Here is a 17,589-nt window from a genome sequence, read left to right on the forward strand (position 1 = left end):
CGCCGGTCACAGGAGCCGCAGCTCACGGGCGCGGCGGACGGCGTCGTTGCGCCGATGGACCGACAGCTTCCGGTAGACGCTCTTGAGATGGGTCTTGACCGTGTTCACGGACACGCACAGGTCGGCGGCGATGTCCTCGGTCGACATCACCCGGGCGAGCCGCTCCAGGACCTCGCGCTCCCGCTCGCTGAGCTCCTCCACCGGCGTTCCGGGTCCGGGCCCGCCCCGGGCCGGTCCGTCCGACGGCTCCGGGCCGGGCAGGAGCCATCCGGCGGCCAGTGCCCGCAGCGGGGGCTCCGCCAGGAAGGGGCCGATCCACGGCCCGGCGCTCCGGAAGGTGCTCCTGAGCCCCTCGCGGCGGCCCTCGACGAGAGCCTTCGCCAGCAGTCTGCGGGCGGTGGCGGGATCCCCCTCCAGCGCCGCCGCCCGAGCCCGTACCAGCGCGGCCGGTACGGCCACCCCCGGCCCTGACCGCCCGCGGGCCGCGAGGCCGTCGAGCAGGTGTACGGCCGTGCCGGGGTCCCCGGCGGCGAGGTGGGCCCGCGCCGCGCCGACGGTGCACAGCGGCTGGTCCCCGGCGACCTGCCGGAGGGCTTCGACGGCCGCGTCCGGGCGGCCCTCGGCCAGATGGGCGTCCGAGACGACCAGGGCGGCGCGGCCCTGCGCCCAGGGCGACGCCTCGGCTGCGGGGACGGGCCGGGACGCGACGTCCAGCGCCTCCCTCGCGCGGCCCCTGGCCAGGAGCACGCCGGCCGTCACGGCCCGCCTGGCGGCGGCCGTCACCGGGGTCGTCGGCTGTCGGCCGGACGTCTGGGCGAGGAGGGCCTCGGCGCGGTCCACCTCGTCCCGGTCGAGGGCGACCGCGGCGAGCACCAGCTGTCCGAGTCCGGAACCCGACGGCTGGGCGAGACCGTACCGCTCGGCCTCGGCCGTCATCGCGAAGACCTTGCGCTCCGCCGCGCTCGGCGACCCGTCGAGGTGGTCGACGAGCGCCAGGTGTTCCAGTGCCTCCATCCGCGGGAGCACCGTGACCGCCGTACGGGGACCGCGGACCACGGCGGTGAGGGCGGCCCGGGCCTCGTCGAAGTGTCCGGCCCACAGCCGCGAGGAGCCCACGTGGCTCAGCAGCAGGGCGTCGAACTCCGGATGCTCCTCCAGCAGCCGGGAGGGCATCAGCGGCATCAGCCGCCGGGCCGACCGGGCGGCCTGTTCGGTCAGACGCGCCGAACCGGACAGCCGCCCGGCCAGTGCTTCGAGGAGGGCGCGGCTCAGCCGGGTCGCAGGGGAGCCGCGGTCGTCGGCCGCCAGCCGTTCCGCCACGTGGCGCAGGTGCGTCAGGCCGCCGTCGAGATCCGGGCGGGACAGCTCGCACGCGGCGCGGACGAGGTTCACGGCCGGGTCGGGCGTCTCTCCTTCCATCCCGGCGAACCACTCCGCCGGTTCCCGGGAGCCGAGACCGGTGAAGAGCTGTCCGATCGCCAGGTCCTCGACCAGAGCTCGGGCGAGGTACGTCCAGTCCCGGGCGGCGGCGCCATGGGCCAGCATCTCGGGGAGCGTGCCGGAGCGCCGCAGCCAGTGCGCGGCGCGCCGGTGCAGTTCCGGCTCGAGGTTGGGGGCGCGCCGGCGCAGATGGGCCCGGAGGATCTCCCGGAACAGCGGGTGGAGCCGGTACCAGCCCTGGCCGAAGTCCTCGACGAAGGCGTTGGCGCCGTGCAGCGCGGCCAGGATCGTCGCGGCGTCACGCCGCCGGGTCAGCTCGTCCGCAAGGTCGGGGCAGAAGCGGTCCAGCACGCTGATCCGCAGCAGCAGGTCCTTCGTCTCGGGCGTCTGCCGTTCCAGCACCTCGGCCAGCAGGAAGTCGGCGATCGTGCCCCGCCCCGCCTCGAACTCCTTGAGGTAGAGCTCGGGATCCGGGGCGGACCGCGCGGCCAGGGCGCTCAGCCGGAGGCCGGCCGCCCATCCCCGGGTGCGTTCGACCAGCGCCCGGACCACCGGTACGGCCAGTGGCAGCCCGTGCAGTTCCAGGAGGTCGACGGCCTCCTCGGTGGTGAAGGCCAGTTCGGCGCCCCGGATCTCGGTCATCTCACCGGCGAGGCGGTAGCGGTGGAGCGGGAGGAGGGGCTCGGTGCGGCTGACGAGGACGAGGCGGAGTCCCGGGCTCGCGTGCCGCAGGACGAACTCCAGTTGCCGCCCGACCTCGGGGTCGGTCATCCGGTCGAACTCGTCGATCACCACGGTGACGGGCCGGTCGCGCCCGGCGAGTTCCCAGGCGAGCCGGCTCAGCAGCGTGTGATGGACCCGCGTCGCGTCGGCGGGGAAGCCGACGGCGGTGGGCACCGGTACGCCGCCGGCGTTCAGGGACTGGAGCAGATGGGCCCAGAACATCCCCGGCCCCTCGACCGCGGCGTCGAGGGTGAGCCAGGCGACCGGCCGCCCCAGGTTCGCGGCCCAGTCGGCGACCAGGAGGGTCTTGCCGGCCCCCGCGCTGCCGTTGACCAGGGTCAGCGGGGTCAGCAGGGCCTGTCCGAGGTGTTCGACCAGCCGGTCACGGCGCAGGAACGTGCCGGGACGGCTCGGCAGGGCGAATCGTGTCCGCAGGTACGGATCTCCCAGCGGGTCGACGCCGCCGGAGACCGGGGCGCCCCGTGGAAATTCGTCATCCGTGGCCCCCACGTCCACCACCACCTTCCGGTCGGGCCCGCGGGGCGGGACCTTCCTTCAGGATGGAAGCATTCTCTCCGGATCGGCCAGCGCACAGTGCCCTGTGAACCCCTCCCGGGTATCCGGAGGTCCCGGTCCGGGGCGGCCCCCGGGGACCTCGCCGGGCTGCCGGGGCCGACCGCCGGCCTACTGTCCGGGCTGTGGCGGGCCGAAGAGCTCCACCGCGCGCCGGACCCCGGCGAGGCCCTCGGCGAGGGCGCTGACGGAGCCGACGGAGCCCGCGACGAGCAGCAGGGAGCGGCGCAGCCGCCACACCTCGGGGGCGCCGCTGAGCGCCATGGCGTCGAGCGCGGCGAGCTCGTCCTCGGCGATCCCCCGGTCGGCGAACTCGACCCGGTGGGCGGCCAGTTCGCGGCGGAGCCGGGACACGGCGGACCGCAGTTCGACCACCCTGGGGTCCGCGCCCTCGCCGGTCACTCGCCTCTGCCCCACGCTTCGCAACATGGTTCTCCCCCCGCACGACACTGTGCGCAGAACTCCGTACGGCGAACACTCCGGACACCCCGGGCCGATCCCCCGGACGACGGCCGTGCGCCGTGAGTCGCGGGCCAGTTAACTCCTTCGCCACCCCGGCGCGCCACCCTTGGTGGACGGAATTCAGGCGACCGTGTGATTCCGCTCCGTGAGGTATGCAGTCCCCATGACATCTGCGGAAGATCGAAGCCCCGTCGTCGCCGGACTGCTGCTCGCCGCGGGGGGCGGCAGGCGTCTCGGGGGGCGGCCGAAGTCCTTGCTCACGCACCGGGGGCGGCCGCTGGTCGAGCATGCCGTGGGGGTGCTGCGCGGGGCCGGCTGCGAGGTGGTGCACGTGGTGCTGGGGGCCTCGGCGGACGCCGTACGGGAGCGGGCGGAGCTGCCCGGGTGCGTGCTGGTGGACAACCCGGAGTGGGCGGAGGGGATGGGCTCCTCGCTGCGGGCCGGGCTCGCCTCGCTGGCCGCCGACCCGCGCGGGGTGGACGCGGCGCTCGTCCTGCTGGTCGACCAGCCGGGGATCGGGGTGGAGGCCGTGGCGCGGGTGCGGGCGGCGTACGGCTCGCGGGATTCGCTGGCGGCCGCCTCGTACGACGGAGTGCGGGGCCATCCGGTGCTGTTCGGCGCCGGGCACTGGGCGGGGATCGCCAGGACGGCGGTGGGCGACCGGGGCGCGCGGGACTATCTGGCGGCGCATCGGGATGCGATCACCCCGGTGGACTGTTCGGATGTGGCCGAGCCCTACGACATCGACACGGAGGCGGATCTGTCCCATCTGGAGTGAACGGGCTGGCACCGAGCGCCATGTTCTGTCGATCCGGAGAATCTCGACATCAACAAACCATTGAACTTCCACCATGAGGAAACTAGTATCCACTGTTCAGAAGCGCCTGCTCGTTCAGAAGGCGCTCGCGGCCGTATCTCGGCAACCGCGGCACTCCGTGCCGTCCCGTGACGCCCGGCGGCCGCCTGGCACCGCCCGTGAAGTCCGCTGAAGGAAGTGACAGTTCATGTCCGCACCAGCGCCGTCCCCCCTGGCCGTCGTCGATGCCGAGCCCCTGCCGCGTCAGGAGGAGGTGCTCACCGAGGCCGCCCTGGCCTTCGTCGCCGAACTGCACCGGCGGTTCACCCCGCGCCGGGACGAGCTCCTCGCCCGCCGAGCGGAGCGTCGCGCCGAGATCGCCCGCACGTCCACCCTGGACTTCCTTCCGGAGACCGCCGCGATCCGCGCCGACGACTCCTGGAGGGTCGCGCCGGCCCCGGCGGCCCTGAACGACCGCCGCGTCGAGATCACCGGTCCGACCGACCGCAAGATGACGATCAACGCGCTCAACTCCGGCGCGAAGGTCTGGCTCGCCGACTTCGAGGACGCCTCGGCGCCGACCTGGGAGAACGTCGTCCTCGGCCAGGTCAACCTGATCGACGCGTACACCCGGAAGATCGACTTCACGGACCCGCGCTCGGGCAAGTCGTACGCCCTGAAGCCCGCCGACGAGCTCGCCACCGTCGTCATGCGGCCGCGCGGCTGGCACCTGGAGGAGCGTCACCTCACCTTCGACGGACGGCCGGTGCCCGGCGCGCTCGTCGACTTCGGCCTGTACTTCTTCCACAACGCCCGGCGTCTGATCGACCTCGGCAAGGGCCCCTACTTCTACCTCCCGAAGACGGAGTCGCACCTGGAGGCCCGCCTCTGGAACGACATCTTCGTCTTCGCGCAGGACTACGTCGGCATCCCGCAGGGCACCGTCCGCGCCACGGTCCTCATCGAGACCATCACGGCCGCGTACGAGATGGAGGAGATCCTCTACGAGCTCCGCGACCACGCCGCCGGCCTCAACGCGGGCCGCTGGGACTACCTCTTCTCCATCGTCAAGAACTTCCGTGACGGCGGAGCCAAGTTCGTCCTGCCGGACCGCAACGCGGTCACGATGACGGCCCCGTTCATGCGCGCGTACACCGAACTCCTCGTGCGCACCTGCCACAAGCGCGGCGCGCACGCGATCGGCGGCATGGCGGCGTTCATCCCGTCCCGCAAGGACGCCGAGGTGAACAAGGTCGCCTTCGAGAAGGTCAAGGCCGACAAGGACCGCGAGGCCGGCGACGGCTTCGACGGCTCCTGGGTCGCCCACCCCGACCTGGTCCCGATCGCGATGGCCTCCTTCGACGCCGTCCTCGGCGACAGGCCGAACCAGAAGGACCGCCTCCGCGAGGACGTCTCGGTGGCCCCGGGCGACCTCATCGCCATCGACTCGCTCGACGCGAAGCCCACGTACGACGGCCTGCGCAACGCCGTCCAGGTCGGCGTCCGCTACATCGAGGCGTGGCTGCGCGGCCTCGGCGCCGTCGCCATCTTCAACCTGATGGAGGACGCGGCCACCGCCGAGATCTCCCGCTCCCAGATCTGGCAGTGGATCAACGCGGGCGTCGTCTTCGAGAACGGCGAGAAGGCCACCCCCGAGCTGGCCCGCAAGGTCGCCGCCGAGGAGCTCGACGCCATCCGCGCCGAGATCGGCGAGGAGGCCTTCGCGGCCGGCAAGTGGCAGCAGGCGCACGACCTGCTCCTGCACGTCTCGCTCGACGCGGACTACGCGGACTTCCTGACCCTTCCCGCGTACGAGCAGCTGGTCGGCTGACCACCCTCCGCTTCGGCTGATTCGGCTGCCCGCACAGCCGCCGACAGCAACCCGAGCAGGGCTTCGTCCCCGGTGTCGCACAGCACCGGGGCGGGGCCCTGTTCCCGTTCCTGTGACCCCACAGGCGACGTGACGGAACCGAGATATGCAGCTACCTAGCGGTAACAAGCCACGCCGTGCGAGATTCCGCCATGCCACCGGCCGGCGGCTGTCCCCCACGTCACTGCGTACCGCAGGAGCACAGCCATGCCTTCGACCCCCCACCGTGCGCTGCGCGCACTCCTGGCACTGTGTACCGCCGCCGGGCTCGCCTCCGTCGCCGCCCCCGCCGCCCACGCCTCCCCCGGCTCGGGCCCCACCGCCGTCGTCGCCATGGGCGACAGCTACATCTCCGGCGAGGCCGGCCGCTGGTTCGGCAACAGCCTCACGAACTCCGGCAGCCGCAACGGCACCGACCGTGCCTGGACGGGCAGCGCCTACGACCCGTCCCGGGTGTACGGCGCCACCGCGGGCGGCTGCCACCGCTCGGACGTCTCCGAGGTGAAGAGCGCCGGTCCGATCGCGAGCTCGCTGATCAACCTCGCCTGCTCCGGGGCGACCACGAAGAACGTCTTCCGTGCCTCCCAGGGCGGCCAGGTCTTCAAGGGCGAGGCGCCCCAGGCCGACCAGCTGGCGGCCGTCGCCGCCGCCAACGACGTCAGGCTGATCGCGCTGTCCATCGGCGGCAACGACCTCGGCTTCGCCGACATCATCTCCACCTGCGCGACCGACTACATCGTCTGGTACTCGTACTGCCACGACGACCAGCAGGACGTCGTCGACGCGAAGATCGACGGGGTGATGGCCGACGTCGGCCGGTCCGTCGACGAGATCCGGGCGGTCATGTCCGCCGCCGGATACGCCGCCTCCGACTACCGGATCGTGCTCCAGTCGTACCCCTCCCCCATCCCGCGCGCCGCCGAGAACCGGTACGCGGAGAGCGGCTGGACCCGTACCAACACCGGCGGCTGCCCCTTCTGGAACGCCGACTCCGACTGGGCCCGCGACTCCCTGGTCCCCCAGATCGCCAACCGCCTCAAGGGCGTCGCCACCGCCAAGGGCGTGCAGTTCCTGGACCTGCGGGACGCGCTCCAGGGCCGTGAGGTCTGCGCGAGGACGAGCAAGCAGGTCACGTCGACCGTGCCCGCGTCGGCGACGACGAGCGAGTGGGCGCGCTGGATCGACAGCCAGAGCACGCAGGGCCTCGTCCAGGAGTCGATGCACCCCAACGCCTACGGCCAGCAGGCCCTCGGCCGCTGCCTGGCCCTGATCGACGCCGTCCCCACGGGGAACCGCAGCTGCCGGAACACGGCGGGGACGGGGGCGTCGGGGATGTACCTCACCACGGGGTGACACCCGCCGGAATCACGGGAGCGCGATGCCGAGCGGGCGGAGGACCCGCTCGGTCTCGTGCCGGTCCGCCGCCGCCATCGCGCGGACCAGGGCGGCGGAACCGCCGGGCCAGGCGGCCGCCGCCTCGTCGAAGGCGGCACGGCGGGACTCCAGGGGGCCCTTCTTGGCCGGCAGCCCGTCGAGGACGTGCAGGGCCCGGGCCGAGGCCCGCACCTGGATGGGGTCCGCCGGCTCGCCCCGCTCGCGCAGGGCCTCCAGGGCGTACGCGCCGACGACCGGGTCGCGGAGGGCACCGCGCAGGGCCTCGGGCGGCGCCCCGGCCGTGTCCAGGACGGCGAAGAGCCCGCGGGTGGCGGCCGCGTCGGAGGTGCCGGCATGGACGGTGCCGAGGGCGGCGAGCAGTTCGGACCAGGCGTCGGCGGTGTCCACGCGCGCGTGGAGCCAGTCGGCGAGCACGCGGGCGGCGACGGAGGTCGGCCACCCCCCGGCCGCGGCGACCACCTCCGGCGCGGTCCAGGCGGCGGCCTCGGCGGCGTCGGGCGCGGTGACCCCGCGCACCGCGAGCAGGTAGCGCACGGTGCCCGCCCCGCGCGGGGTGAGCCCGAAGGCGTCGCCGCGGCGGAAGACCAGGCCGGTGGCGGCGAGGCGGTCGAGGACCGCGGCGAGCTCACGGGCCGGCCCTTCGAGCCGGGCCCGGTCGGCCTCGGTCAGTCCGGCCGTGCCGAGGAGCCGTACGAGCTCCGGCAGCGGCGGGACGGTGTACGCCTCGGACACCGCGTCCGGCACCGGCACGGGCAGGTCCTCCAGGGCCGGGTCGACGGTCCAGTCCTCGTACTCGGCGGCCTTGCGGGCGACGGACTCGGCGGCGCAGCCGCGCTGGTAGACCACGTACAGCAGGTGCGGCGCCTCGCCCCCGTAGGGCTCGAACTCCTCCTCCGCGAGCTCCTCGACGGCGCCGATGAGGCTGTCGGCGTCCTCCTCGACGGGCCCGGCCTCGATCGCGGGCGGCGGGGGCACGGGGGCGGCGGGGTCCCCGTGGTAGTCGAGGTGCTCGTCGAGGAGGGCGTCGGCGAGGACGAGGTGGGGGAAGGCGTCGGGTCCCGGCGCGAACCGCGCGTACGGCCCGGCGAGCTGTTCGGCGAGCCCGGCGGCGGTCCACCGGTCCTGGAGGGCGGCGGCGAGCTGCCCGATGCCGGTCGCGACGGCGTGGTCGGTGAGCAGCGGCCCGGCGGCCGGCGGCGCTTCGGCGTCCCGCACGTACGCGCGCGTGAGCGCCTCGGCGAGCAGGACGTCGGCGAGGGCGGTCCGCCCCATGAGGTGGGCGCGGCGCACCCCGTCGGGCAGCGGCGCCCCGTCGAGGGCGGCGAGCCGGCGCCGCACGTCCTCGGGGTCGGCGAGGTCGGCGCCGCAGGTCCGCAGCAGCGAGGCGTACCAGCGGTGCCAGGTGAGGTTGCCCGGGTCGTTCATGGCGCGCTCGAAGTCGGGCGCGGACTCGGCGACGGCCGCGGCGATCCGCTCGCGCCGCCCTCCGTCGAACCGCGCCGCGAGGGCGCCGAGGACGGCCGGGTAGGCGGCGAGCTGTCCGGGTGGCGCGTACACGAAGGTCGGCAGGTCCTCCACCAGGAGCTGCCGCACGAGGCCGGGCGTCGGCTCGGGCAGCCCCGTCGCCCGGTCGGCGCCGCGCAGGGCGAGCAGTCCCAGGACCGCTTCGGCTGCCCGCGCGAACGCGGGGTCACGATGCTCGGGCGCTCCGTCGAGGAAGCTGTCGAGCCCGGTGTTGGTGAGAACGGTCTCGGCCACGCTTCCCAGGGTAGTTCCGGGGAGCCGGTTCCGGCGGGCAAGCACCACGGCTCAGGAGTGTCGCCGCAGTTCACGGGCGACGTGGGTCAGGTGCTGGCTGTGGCCGGCCAGGATCCAGAGGTCGGGGTGCCCGGTGCCGGGCAGGCCCCCGCCGTCGGCACAGGCCTGGAGCCAGCGGTCCCCCTCGCTGTACCGCGCTCCCCTGAAGGAGGGGGAGGAGACGATCTCGCGGGCGAGCGCGCGGACCGTGAGGTGGTGACCGGTCTCGGCGGGCACTTCGCCGATGAGGAAGGTCTGTTCGGCGGTGTAGCGCAGGGCTCCGCGGAAGGGGTCGTCCCCCGTGTCGGAGACCCGGTCGGCGCCGGCCGGGTCGTGCGCGCCGTAGTCGCCGTGGACGGGGCGCGGACCGCTCGCGCCGCCGGTGTGGCGGAGCAGCTCGGGGAGGAGGCGGTCGGCCCGGTACGTCTCGGCCAGGGGCGCCCCGTACGCCTCGGGGCCGGTGCGGGGGAAGGCGCCGGCCAGGAGGACGACGGTGCGCCAGGGATGAAGGGGGCCGAGGAGGTTCAGCGCGTGGAGGGCGGTGCGGTCCGCGCCCCGGTCCTCGTCGACGGCGCCCAGGTCGAGGAGGAGGTCCACCGGGCACCGGGCGAACGCGATCCGCTCCAGGAGACGGTGGAGCGCTTCCGCCTTCCCTTCACGGGTGTTCGGGCGCACCCGGACGCCGAGGCCGGTGCCGCCGGCGCGGGCCGTCTCGGCGCAGGCCAGCTGCTGTGCGGGGTCGCGCTCGACGCCGGTGACGGGCCGCAGCGGGGGCCGGACGGCGCCGAGGCCGGGGAAGCCCGGCTCGCGCTCGACGTGGCAGGTGTCGACCCAGGCGGGCCGGTCGCGCTGGACCCGCGCGACGAGATCCAGGGCGCGGTGCGCGTGGCGGCCGAGGGCGGCGGGGTCGGGGTCGAGGGGACGGGGCGGCGGGCACGTGGGGGTCCGCTCGCGGCCGAAGCGGGGCGGGACGGTCCAGAGCGGTGCCACGACGGCCCGGACGTCCGGCGCCAGGCCGTCGTACGCGGCGAGTGCGCTCGGGCGGGCCGGCAGCGCGGGTACGTAGAGCGGCTCGGTCGTCGGCTCGGATGCGGGTCCGGACCACGGGCCGGATGCGGGTCCGGACCACGGGCCGGATGCGGGTCCGGACCACGGCTCGGACGACGGCTCGGACATCGATTCGGACATCGGCTCGGACATCGGCGCCCCCCAGCGGCCCGTCGCTTCCCCTGATCGCAGGGTGAGGGGCCGTCAGGTTGCGCGAAAGGGTGCGATTCCAGCCAAAGGAAGGGGAGTTCAGCGGACCACCACGGTCCTCGGTGCCGAGAAGTCGCCCCAGGTGCCGTCCGGGAGCCGGGCCCGGAGGGTGACGGTGTGACGGGTGCCCGGGGGGTCCTGGACCGAAAAGGTGTAGGTGGCGCGGCCCGGGGGTGGCGTGGTGCCCCAGACGATGGTGGTGGCGAAGCGGCCGTCGAGGTGGAGTTCGTGGTGGGTGACGGGGGCGCCCGTCTTCGGCGGGGTCCAGGTGAGGGTGATCTCTCCCTCGGCGGCCGTGGCGGTGAGGTCCCTGGGGGCGGTGTTCGGCGGGGCGCCCGGGGACGGGGCGGTGGTGAGGTCGGCCGGGGCGCTGTCCGGGGAGGAGTTCTCGGCGGCGTCGCGGGCACGGACGGTGAACGCGTAGGCGGTGCCGGGGCGCAGGCCGGTGAGGTGGGCGGTGGTGGCGGTGCCGGGGACGGTGTGGACGCGGGTGTCGGCCCGGTAGACGTCGTACGCGGTGACGCGGGTGTCGTCGCGGGCCGGCGACCAGCGCAGGGTGGCGGCGCGGCTGCCGTCGGCGGTGGCGCGGAGGGCGGTCGGGGCGGTGGGCGGCGTGCGGTCCTCGGCGGCGGGAAGGGTGGTGGCGGTGACGGCGGCGCTGGGGGGCGAGACGTTGCCGGCGGCGTCGCGGGCGCGGACGGTGAAGCGGTGGCGGGTCGCGGGGGCGAGGCCGACGACGTCGGTCATCAGGGTGGTGGCGGGAAGGTCCTTGACCTTGCTGCCGTCGCGGTAGACGGCGTATCCGGCGACGGCACGGTCGTCGGTGGCCGCGCTCCACATGACGTGGACGCTGCTCGCACTGCCCGCGGTGGCGGTGACTCCGGCGGGGACGGTGGGCGCCCGGGTGTCCTTCGGAGCGGGGGCGGGGGTGGAGCAGGCGGCGAGGGCCGCCGCGAGCGCGAGGGCGGTCAACAGGCTTGCGGCGAGCGGGCGTTGCACGGGCCGGCCTCCGTCCGTCGAAAAGGTCCAGACCTATATCGCACAGTCGGCGCGGGGTCGGCAAGGGGGCGTTGTCAGTGGGGTGCGCTTCACTGGAATCGTCACGCTCCGTAGTCGAACCAGGGGGAATCATGACGGACCGTACGACCTATGTGACGCTCGCCGGAGTGCGCCGGCGCGGCTGGACGGACGCGATGGTGCGGGAGCTACTCGGCACGCCCGACGTGCAGGGGCGCGATCCGCGCCGCTGGTCCCTCGCGCCCGTACGGCTCTATCTGCTGGCCCGGGTGGAGACGGTGGAGCGGACGCCCGAGTTCGCCGAGACGGCGGCGCTCTGCCGGGCCCGGGCCTCGGCCGCCGGGATCCACGCGGAGCGGCGGCGGGCCGCCGTCCTGGCCGCGATCCGCGCGGAGCCGATCGAGGTGCCCCGGCTGCCCCGGCCCGAGCTGGAACGGCGGGCCGTGCGGCACCGGCACCTTCTGGGGGCGCGAAGTCCCGGGTCCCGGCGGGAGGGGGCACCGGCCGGGGAAGCTGTACCCGGGACCGGGGCCGGGGTGTCCGCATCCGGTGGCGGAGCCGGATCCCCGCCCGCGTCCATGCCCACGCGTGTGCCCACGCCCGAACCCGTGCCCCCGCCCGCCGGGGCGCTCGTGCGGTGGCAGGTGAGCTATCTGCGGCACGCCCTGTCGCGGTACGAGGCGCTGCTCGACGGTCTTTACGGGGAGGCCGGGCGCGGCGAGGCGGAACGGCTGCTGAGGCGGCGGTTGTACGAGGCGATCGCCGCCGCCTACCCCTCGCTGGCCGGGGAGTGCCGTCGGCGGATCGCGGTGGAGCGGTGAGCGGGGCGTGTCCGCCGGCGGCCCGTCAGCCCGTCGGCCCCCGGCCCGTCAGCAGGCGGGTGATCGCCCGGCAGGCCGCCGGGATCGGGGCCACGACGCGGACCGCGCAGCGGGCGCGGAGTTCCTCGGCGGCCTCGCCGAGCGGACCGCCGCCGATGACGACGGCGCGGGCCCCGTCGCGTTCGGCGCAGGCGCGTACGGCGCGTTCCAGCCGGTCGAGGAGGAGCACCGGGTCGGCGGAGAGGCGCTCGGGGGCGCCGGCGGTGAGCCGGATCCCGGTGTACCGGTCGGCGAGGCCGAGGGCGGTCACGCGCGCGTGGATGGCGTCGGCGAGGAGCGGGGTGGTGGTGGCGATTCCGAAGGGCGCTCCGCCGGCGGCCGCTTCCAGGAGCGCCGCCTCGCCGAGGCCGACCACCGGGACCCCGGTCGGGGCGACCGCCTCGCGCAGCCGTGTGAGGCCCGGGTCCCCGAAGGCGGCGACGAGGAGGGCGGCGCAGTCGCCCCCGGCCGTGGCGCGGAGGCCCGCGGCGAGGACCTCGGGCGCCGCGGCCCGCAGGGCCTCCGGGTCGGTGAGCATGTGCGGGCCCCTGGCGACGGTCACGCCCCTGACGGGCCGGGCGGGATCGAGGGAGCGCCGGGCGATGGCGGTCATCATCGCGGTCGTGGTGGTGGAGGTGTTGGGGTTGACCAGCACCACGGCCCCGGGCTTGGCGTGGCTGTTCCGGGCCGTGCCCGCGGGAGCGGTGCGGTCGGCCGACACCACGGCCCCGGGCCCCGCGGCGTGCGCGGGGACCGGGGCGGGCGGCGGGACGAGGAGCGGGTTCAGTGGGCGTGCGCCGCCTTCGCGGTGTGGCTGCCGGAGATCTCCTCGCCCGGCTCCATGGGCGCGGTGACCTCGTCGGCGTCGCGGCCCCGGCCCAGGTGGTTGAAGACCACGTTGAGCAGGACGGCGGCCACGCAGCCGGTGGAGATGCCGGAGTCCAGGATGATCTTCGCGGTCTCCGGGAAGGCGTGGTAGAACTCCGGCGCCGTGATCGGGATGATGCCGACGGCCAGCGAGACGGCCACGATCAGCACGTTGTTGTCCTTCTCCAGGCCGGCCTTGACCAGGGTCTGGATGCCGCTGGCGGCGACCGAGCCGAAGAGGACGACGCCCGCGCCGCCGAGGACCGGCCGGGGCACGACCGAGATGAGCGAGGCGGCGACCGGCGAGAGGCCCATGAGGACCAGGAAGCCACCGCCGCAGGCGACGACGAAGCGGCTGCGGATCCTCGTCATGGCGACCAGGCCGATGTTCTGCGCGAAGGCGCTGCACATGAAGCCGTTGAAGAGCGGGCTGAGCGCGGAACCGAGGGTGTCGGCGCGCAGTCCGGCCGCGATGGTCTTCTCGTCGGCGGGCCGCTCGACGATCTCGCCGAGCGCCAGCATGTCGGCGGTCGACTCGGTCATGGAGACGAGCATGACCACGCACATGGAGATGATCGCGGCGAGGGCGAACTGCGGGGCGCCGAAGTGGAAGGGGGTCGGGAAGCCGACGACGTCCGCCTCGGTCACCGGGGAGAAGTCGGTGACCCCGAAGGGTATGGCGATGAGCGTGCCGATGACGAGGCCGACCAGGACGGCGACCTGCTTGAGGAAGCCGCGGGTGAAGCGGCGCAGCAGCAGGACCACGACGAGCGTGATGCCGGCGAGCGAGAGGTACGTGGTCGAACCGTAGTCCTCGGCCCCGGGGTTGGGCCCCTGGGCCCAGCCGAACGCGACCGGGAGGAGGGAGACACCGATGAGGGTGATCACGGTGCCGGTGACGACCGGCGGGAAGAACCGCACGAGCCGGGAGAAGAAGGGGGCGGCGGCGAAGCCGAGGAGTCCGGCGACGATGATCGCGCCGAAGATCACGGGGAGCGCGTCGGCCTTGTTGTCGGTGGTGTCGACGATCGCCAGCATCGGCGCGACACCGGCGAAGGTGACGCCGTTGACGAACGGCAGCCGGGCGCCGATCTTCCAGACGCCGAGCGTCTGCAGGAAGGTGGCGAGGCCGGCCGTGAAGAGGCTGGCACCGGTGAGGAAGGTGAGCTCGGTGCCGGAGAGGCCGACGGCCGCTCCGACGATCAGGGGCGGGGCGACGACGCCCGCGTACATGGCGGCGACGTGCTGGAGGCCGCTGGTGAGCATCTTGAGTGGCGGCAGCGTCTCGTCGACCGGATGCTTCTCGCGGTCTTCGGGGGCGGGGCCTGCGTCTGGTGCATTGCGAACCTGGGGCTTGGCGGCCACGGCGGTTCCTCCGGTCGGTTACACGTCGGCGGCGACGAGGGGTTCAGGGAGGTGGTGCGATGCGGTGCGAAGTGCAGGAGGTGCGGCTCGATGCGGGGTGAAGAGGGTGGAGCGGATGTGCCGCGGAGGGGCTGCGGCGCGGGGACGGGTGCCCGGTGTGGGGGTGCGGGCACGTTTCACCGTCCCGGGTGGTGCCGTGCGCACGAGACGTACGGCACCACCCGGTCGGGCTGCCGCGGACCCCGCTCGGGTCCGCGGCGACCGACCGAGGGCCGTCCCCCTCGGTCGGACTCCATGGGGAGGGTCAGCTCTGGGCCGTGATGCGGGCCAGGCGCTGCGCCTCCGCGCGCGCGTCGCGCGCGATCTGCTCCTCGTCGGCGAACAGGAGCCGGTTGTTCTCGACGATCTGCCTGCCGTTGACGAAGGAGGCGGTGACCGGGGCCGCCGCGCCGAAGACGATGGCGGTGACCGGGTCGGCGATCGAGGAGTGGCCGAGGCCGTCGATCTTCCAGAGGACGAAGTCGGCGAGCTTGCCGGCCTCGAGCGAGCCGATGTTGTCGGCGCGGCCGAGGACCTGGGCGCCGCCGTAGGTGCCGAGGCGCAGGGCCTGGCGGGCGTTGAGCGCGGCCTCGCGGTGGGCGCCGAGGCGGTTGATGAGGAGCGCGTTGCGCAGCTCGGTGTGGAGCTCGCCGGACTCGTTGGAGGCGGTGCCGTCGACGCCGAGGCCGACGGGGACGCCCGCCTTGAGCATGTCCGGTACGCGGGCGATGCCGGCGGCGAGGCGCGCGTTGGAGGACGGGCAGTGCGCCACACCGGTCTTGGTGCGGGCGAAGGCCTCGATGTCGGAGTCGTTCATGTGGACGCAGTGCGCCATCCACACGTCCTCGCCGAGGAAGCCGGTCGACTCGAAGTAGTCCGTCGGACCCATGCCGAAGAGCTCGTGGCAGAACTTCTCCTCCTCCACGGTCTCCGAGCCGTGGGTGTGCATGCGCACGCCGAGGCGGCGGCCGAGCGCGGCGCCCTCGCGGAGCAGCTCGGTGGAGATGGAGAAGGGCGAACAGGGGGCGACGGCGACCTGGGTCATCGCGTCGAAGGAGGCGTCGTGGTACTTCCGCACCGTCTCCTCGGTCGCGGCGAGCGCGCCCTCGGTGGTCTCGACGGCGAAGTCCGGCGGCAGGCCGCCGTCCTTCTCGCTGCGGTCCATGGAGCCGCGGGCCAGGGTGAAGCGGACGCCCATGTCGGAGGCCGCGCCGATGATGGCGCCGGACAGGTCGCCGGAGCCCTGCGGGTAGACGTAGTGGTGGTCCATGGCCGTGGTGACACCGCCGCGGGCCATCATCGCCAGGGAGCCCTGCGCGGCCACGCGGACCATCGACTCGTCGATCCGGGACCACGTCGGGTAGAGCGCGACCAGCCAGTTGAAGAGGTTGTGGTCGGTGGCCAGGCCCCGGGTGATCCACTGGTAGAAGTGGTGGTGGGTGTTGACCAGACCGGGCGTCACCAGGTGACCGGTGGCGTCGATCCGGCGGACCACGTTCTCCAGGCCCTCGGGCGCCTTGCCGGCGCCGAGGGACTCGATCTTGTTGTCGGCGACGACGAGGTACCCGGAGGCGTACTCGGTGTCGTTCGCGTCGACGGTCGCGATCGCCGCGTTCTCGATGACGATGCGCTGGGCTGCCGAAGGTGCTGCCATGGCGGTGCTTCCTTCATTCCTCGGGGATGGTTCGGGCACGGCAGGACCCTAGGAGGATTTGAGTGCCGGAGCGGTGTGACGGCTCCGGGTGCCGAGATGGTGGAAGAACAGGTTCAGCAGGACGGCCACGAGCGCGCCCGCGCTGATGCCGGAGCCGAGCACCGTCTGCGCCCAGGCGGGGAAGCCGGCGTAGAAGGCGGGCGCGGCGAGCGGGATGATGCCCGCTCCGAGCGCGACGGCCACCAGGATGATGTTGGAGCTGTCGTCGAGTCCGGCCTCGGACAGGGTACGGATGCCGCTGACCGCGATCGAGCCGAAGAGGACGATGCCGGCGCCGCCGAGGACGGGCATCGGGACCATGGAGACGACCGCGCCGAGGACGGGGAAGGCGCCCAGGACGAGCAGGGCGCCGCCGGCGACGGCGACCACGTACCGGGAGCGGACCCGGGTCAGCGAGACGACGCCGACGTTCTGCGCGAAGGCGGAGGTCGGGAAGCCTCCGAAGACGGGGCCGAGCAGGGTGGCGATGCCGTCGGTGCGCAGACCCCGGGTGATGGTCCTCCCGTCGCTGCGGCGCTCGCAGATCTCGCCGAGGGCGAGCATGCCGGCGCTGGACTCGGTCATGAGGACCAGCATCACGATGCACAGGGAGAGGATCGCGGCGGGCTGGAACTCGGGGGCGCCGAAGGCGAAGGGGGCGGGCAGGGCCGCGACGGGAGCCTCGCGCAGGGCGCTGAAGTCGGCCATCCCGAAGGGGATCGCGGCGAGGGTGCCGATGAGCAGGCCGAGCAGCAGGGCGATCTGCTTGACGAAGCCCTTGCCGAAGCGCTGGAAGAGCAGGACGACGACGAGCGTGAAGCCGGCGAGCGCCAGGTACTTCATGGCGCCGAAGTCGGCGGCGGTCTTGTCGCCGCCCTGGGCCCAGCTGACGGGCACCGGCATCAGGGTGACGCCGATCAGGGTGATGACGACGCCGGTGACGAGCGGCGGGAAGAAGCGCAGGAGCCTGCCGAAGAAGGGTCCGACGGCGAGGCAGAAGACTCCGGCGACCATCACCGCGCCGTAGATGGCGGGGAGCTGGTGTCCGGGGGCGCTGGTCTCGGCGATGGCGAGCATCGGGGCGATGCCGGCGGACGAGGCGGCGTTGACGAACGGGAGCCGGTTGCCGGCGAAGCGTCCGAGGCCGAGGGTCTGCAGGATGGTCGCGCAGCCGGCGATGAGCAGGCCGGCCGCGATGAGCCGTGTCATTCCTGCGGCGTCCAGGCCGACGGCCTGGCCGATGATGAGCGGAGGGGTGACGACGCCGGCGTACATGGCGGCGATGTGCTGGAGTGCCGCGGGGACGAGCCGCGAGGCGGGGAGCTTTTCGTCCACCGGATGGACCTGGGTGGTGTCCGGCGGGGTGGAACACGGGCCTTCGGCGTGCGCCGGCCCCTTTGCGGGCTGTGCCATGGGATGCCTCCGCTCTGGTGCG

13 protein-coding genes are annotated in these 17,589 nt (G+C 74.0%); 4 read left to right on the forward strand and 9 right to left on the reverse strand.

Going from position 1 to position 17,589, the window contains the following annotated elements:
* Positions 1-6: 6 nt before the first annotated feature.
* Positions 7-2,673 (reverse strand): LuxR C-terminal-related transcriptional regulator, encoded by a 2,667-nt coding sequence (locus K7G60_RS18805; RefSeq protein ID WP_374115644.1) that lies wholly within the window; start codon positions 2,671-2,673, stop codon positions 7-9.
* 174 nt (positions 2,674-2,847) lie between these two features.
* Positions 2,848-3,165: a DUF5955 family protein gene (locus K7G60_RS18810; protein ID WP_225802095.1), complete on the reverse strand. Its 318-nt coding sequence runs from the start codon at positions 3,163-3,165 to the stop codon at positions 2,848-2,850.
* Between the two features lie 196 nt (positions 3,166-3,361).
* On the opposite strand from K7G60_RS18810, the gene K7G60_RS18815 reads away from it, so the two are divergent.
* The 3 genes from K7G60_RS18815 to K7G60_RS18825 all read left to right on the forward strand — a co-directional run bounded on the left by K7G60_RS18815 (position 3,362) and on the right by K7G60_RS18825 (position 7,217).
* Positions 3,362-3,976, forward strand: a complete 615-nt coding sequence (locus K7G60_RS18815; protein WP_225802096.1) for an NTP transferase domain-containing protein — start codon at positions 3,362-3,364, stop codon at positions 3,974-3,976.
* Positions 3,977-4,202: 226 nt separating this feature from the next.
* A complete protein-coding gene (gene aceB / locus K7G60_RS18820; protein ID WP_225802097.1) occupies positions 4,203-5,825 on the forward strand; it encodes a malate synthase A in 1,623 nt (540 codons plus the stop codon).
* A 246-nt stretch (positions 5,826-6,071) separates the two neighbouring features.
* Positions 6,072-7,217, forward strand: a complete 1,146-nt coding sequence (locus tag K7G60_RS18825; protein WP_225802098.1) for a GDSL-type esterase/lipase family protein — start codon at positions 6,072-6,074, stop codon at positions 7,215-7,217.
* Between the two features lie 12 nt (positions 7,218-7,229).
* Here the strand turns inward: K7G60_RS18825 and K7G60_RS18830 are convergent, their stop codons facing one another.
* From K7G60_RS18830 to K7G60_RS18840, 3 genes are all read right to left on the reverse strand, one after another.
* Complete coding sequence (locus K7G60_RS18830) at positions 7,230-9,017, reverse strand: hypothetical protein (protein WP_225802099.1); 1,788 nt, start codon at positions 9,015-9,017, stop codon at positions 7,230-7,232.
* Positions 9,018-9,068: 51 nt separating this feature from the next.
* A complete protein-coding gene (locus tag K7G60_RS18835; protein ID WP_225802100.1) occupies positions 9,069-10,256 on the reverse strand; it encodes a beta family protein in 1,188 nt (395 codons plus the stop codon).
* Between the two features lie 96 nt (positions 10,257-10,352).
* Complete coding sequence (locus K7G60_RS18840; protein WP_225802101.1) at positions 10,353-11,312, reverse strand: fibronectin type III domain-containing protein; 960 nt, start codon at positions 11,310-11,312, stop codon at positions 10,353-10,355.
* 131 nt (positions 11,313-11,443) lie between these two features.
* Between K7G60_RS18840 and K7G60_RS18845 the strand changes: the two genes are divergently transcribed.
* Positions 11,444-12,151, forward strand: coding sequence for a hypothetical protein (locus K7G60_RS18845; protein WP_225802102.1), 708 nt, complete (start codon positions 11,444-11,446; stop codon positions 12,149-12,151).
* Between the two features lie 25 nt (positions 12,152-12,176).
* Here the strand turns inward: K7G60_RS18845 and K7G60_RS18850 are convergent, their stop codons facing one another.
* The 4 genes from K7G60_RS18850 to K7G60_RS18865 form a co-directional block, all read right to left on the reverse strand.
* Positions 12,177-12,914, reverse strand: a complete 738-nt coding sequence (locus tag K7G60_RS18850) for an aspartate/glutamate racemase family protein (protein ID WP_225802103.1) — start codon at positions 12,912-12,914, stop codon at positions 12,177-12,179.
* 59 nt (positions 12,915-12,973) lie between these two features.
* The gene (locus tag K7G60_RS18855; RefSeq protein WP_374115645.1) at positions 12,974-14,422 is read right to left on the reverse strand and encodes a nucleobase:cation symporter-2 family protein; all 1,449 of its coding nucleotides are present in this window, start codon (positions 14,420-14,422) and stop codon (positions 12,974-12,976) included.
* 304 nt (positions 14,423-14,726) lie between these two features.
* A complete protein-coding gene (locus tag K7G60_RS18860; protein ID WP_225802104.1) occupies positions 14,727-16,115 on the reverse strand; it encodes an 8-oxoguanine deaminase in 1,389 nt (462 codons plus the stop codon).
* Positions 16,116-16,163: 48 nt separating this feature from the next.
* Positions 16,164-17,567 carry a nucleobase:cation symporter-2 family protein gene (locus K7G60_RS18865; RefSeq protein WP_225802105.1) on the reverse strand — a complete coding sequence of 468 codons (1,404 nt, stop codon included), beginning with the start codon at positions 17,565-17,567 and terminating at the stop codon, positions 16,164-16,166.
* Between the last annotated feature and the right edge of the window lie 22 nt (positions 17,568-17,589).

It is taken from the genome of Streptomyces sp. NK15101 (assembly GCF_020400725.1).
GTDB lineage: Bacteria > Actinomycetota > Actinomycetes > Streptomycetales > Streptomycetaceae > Streptomyces.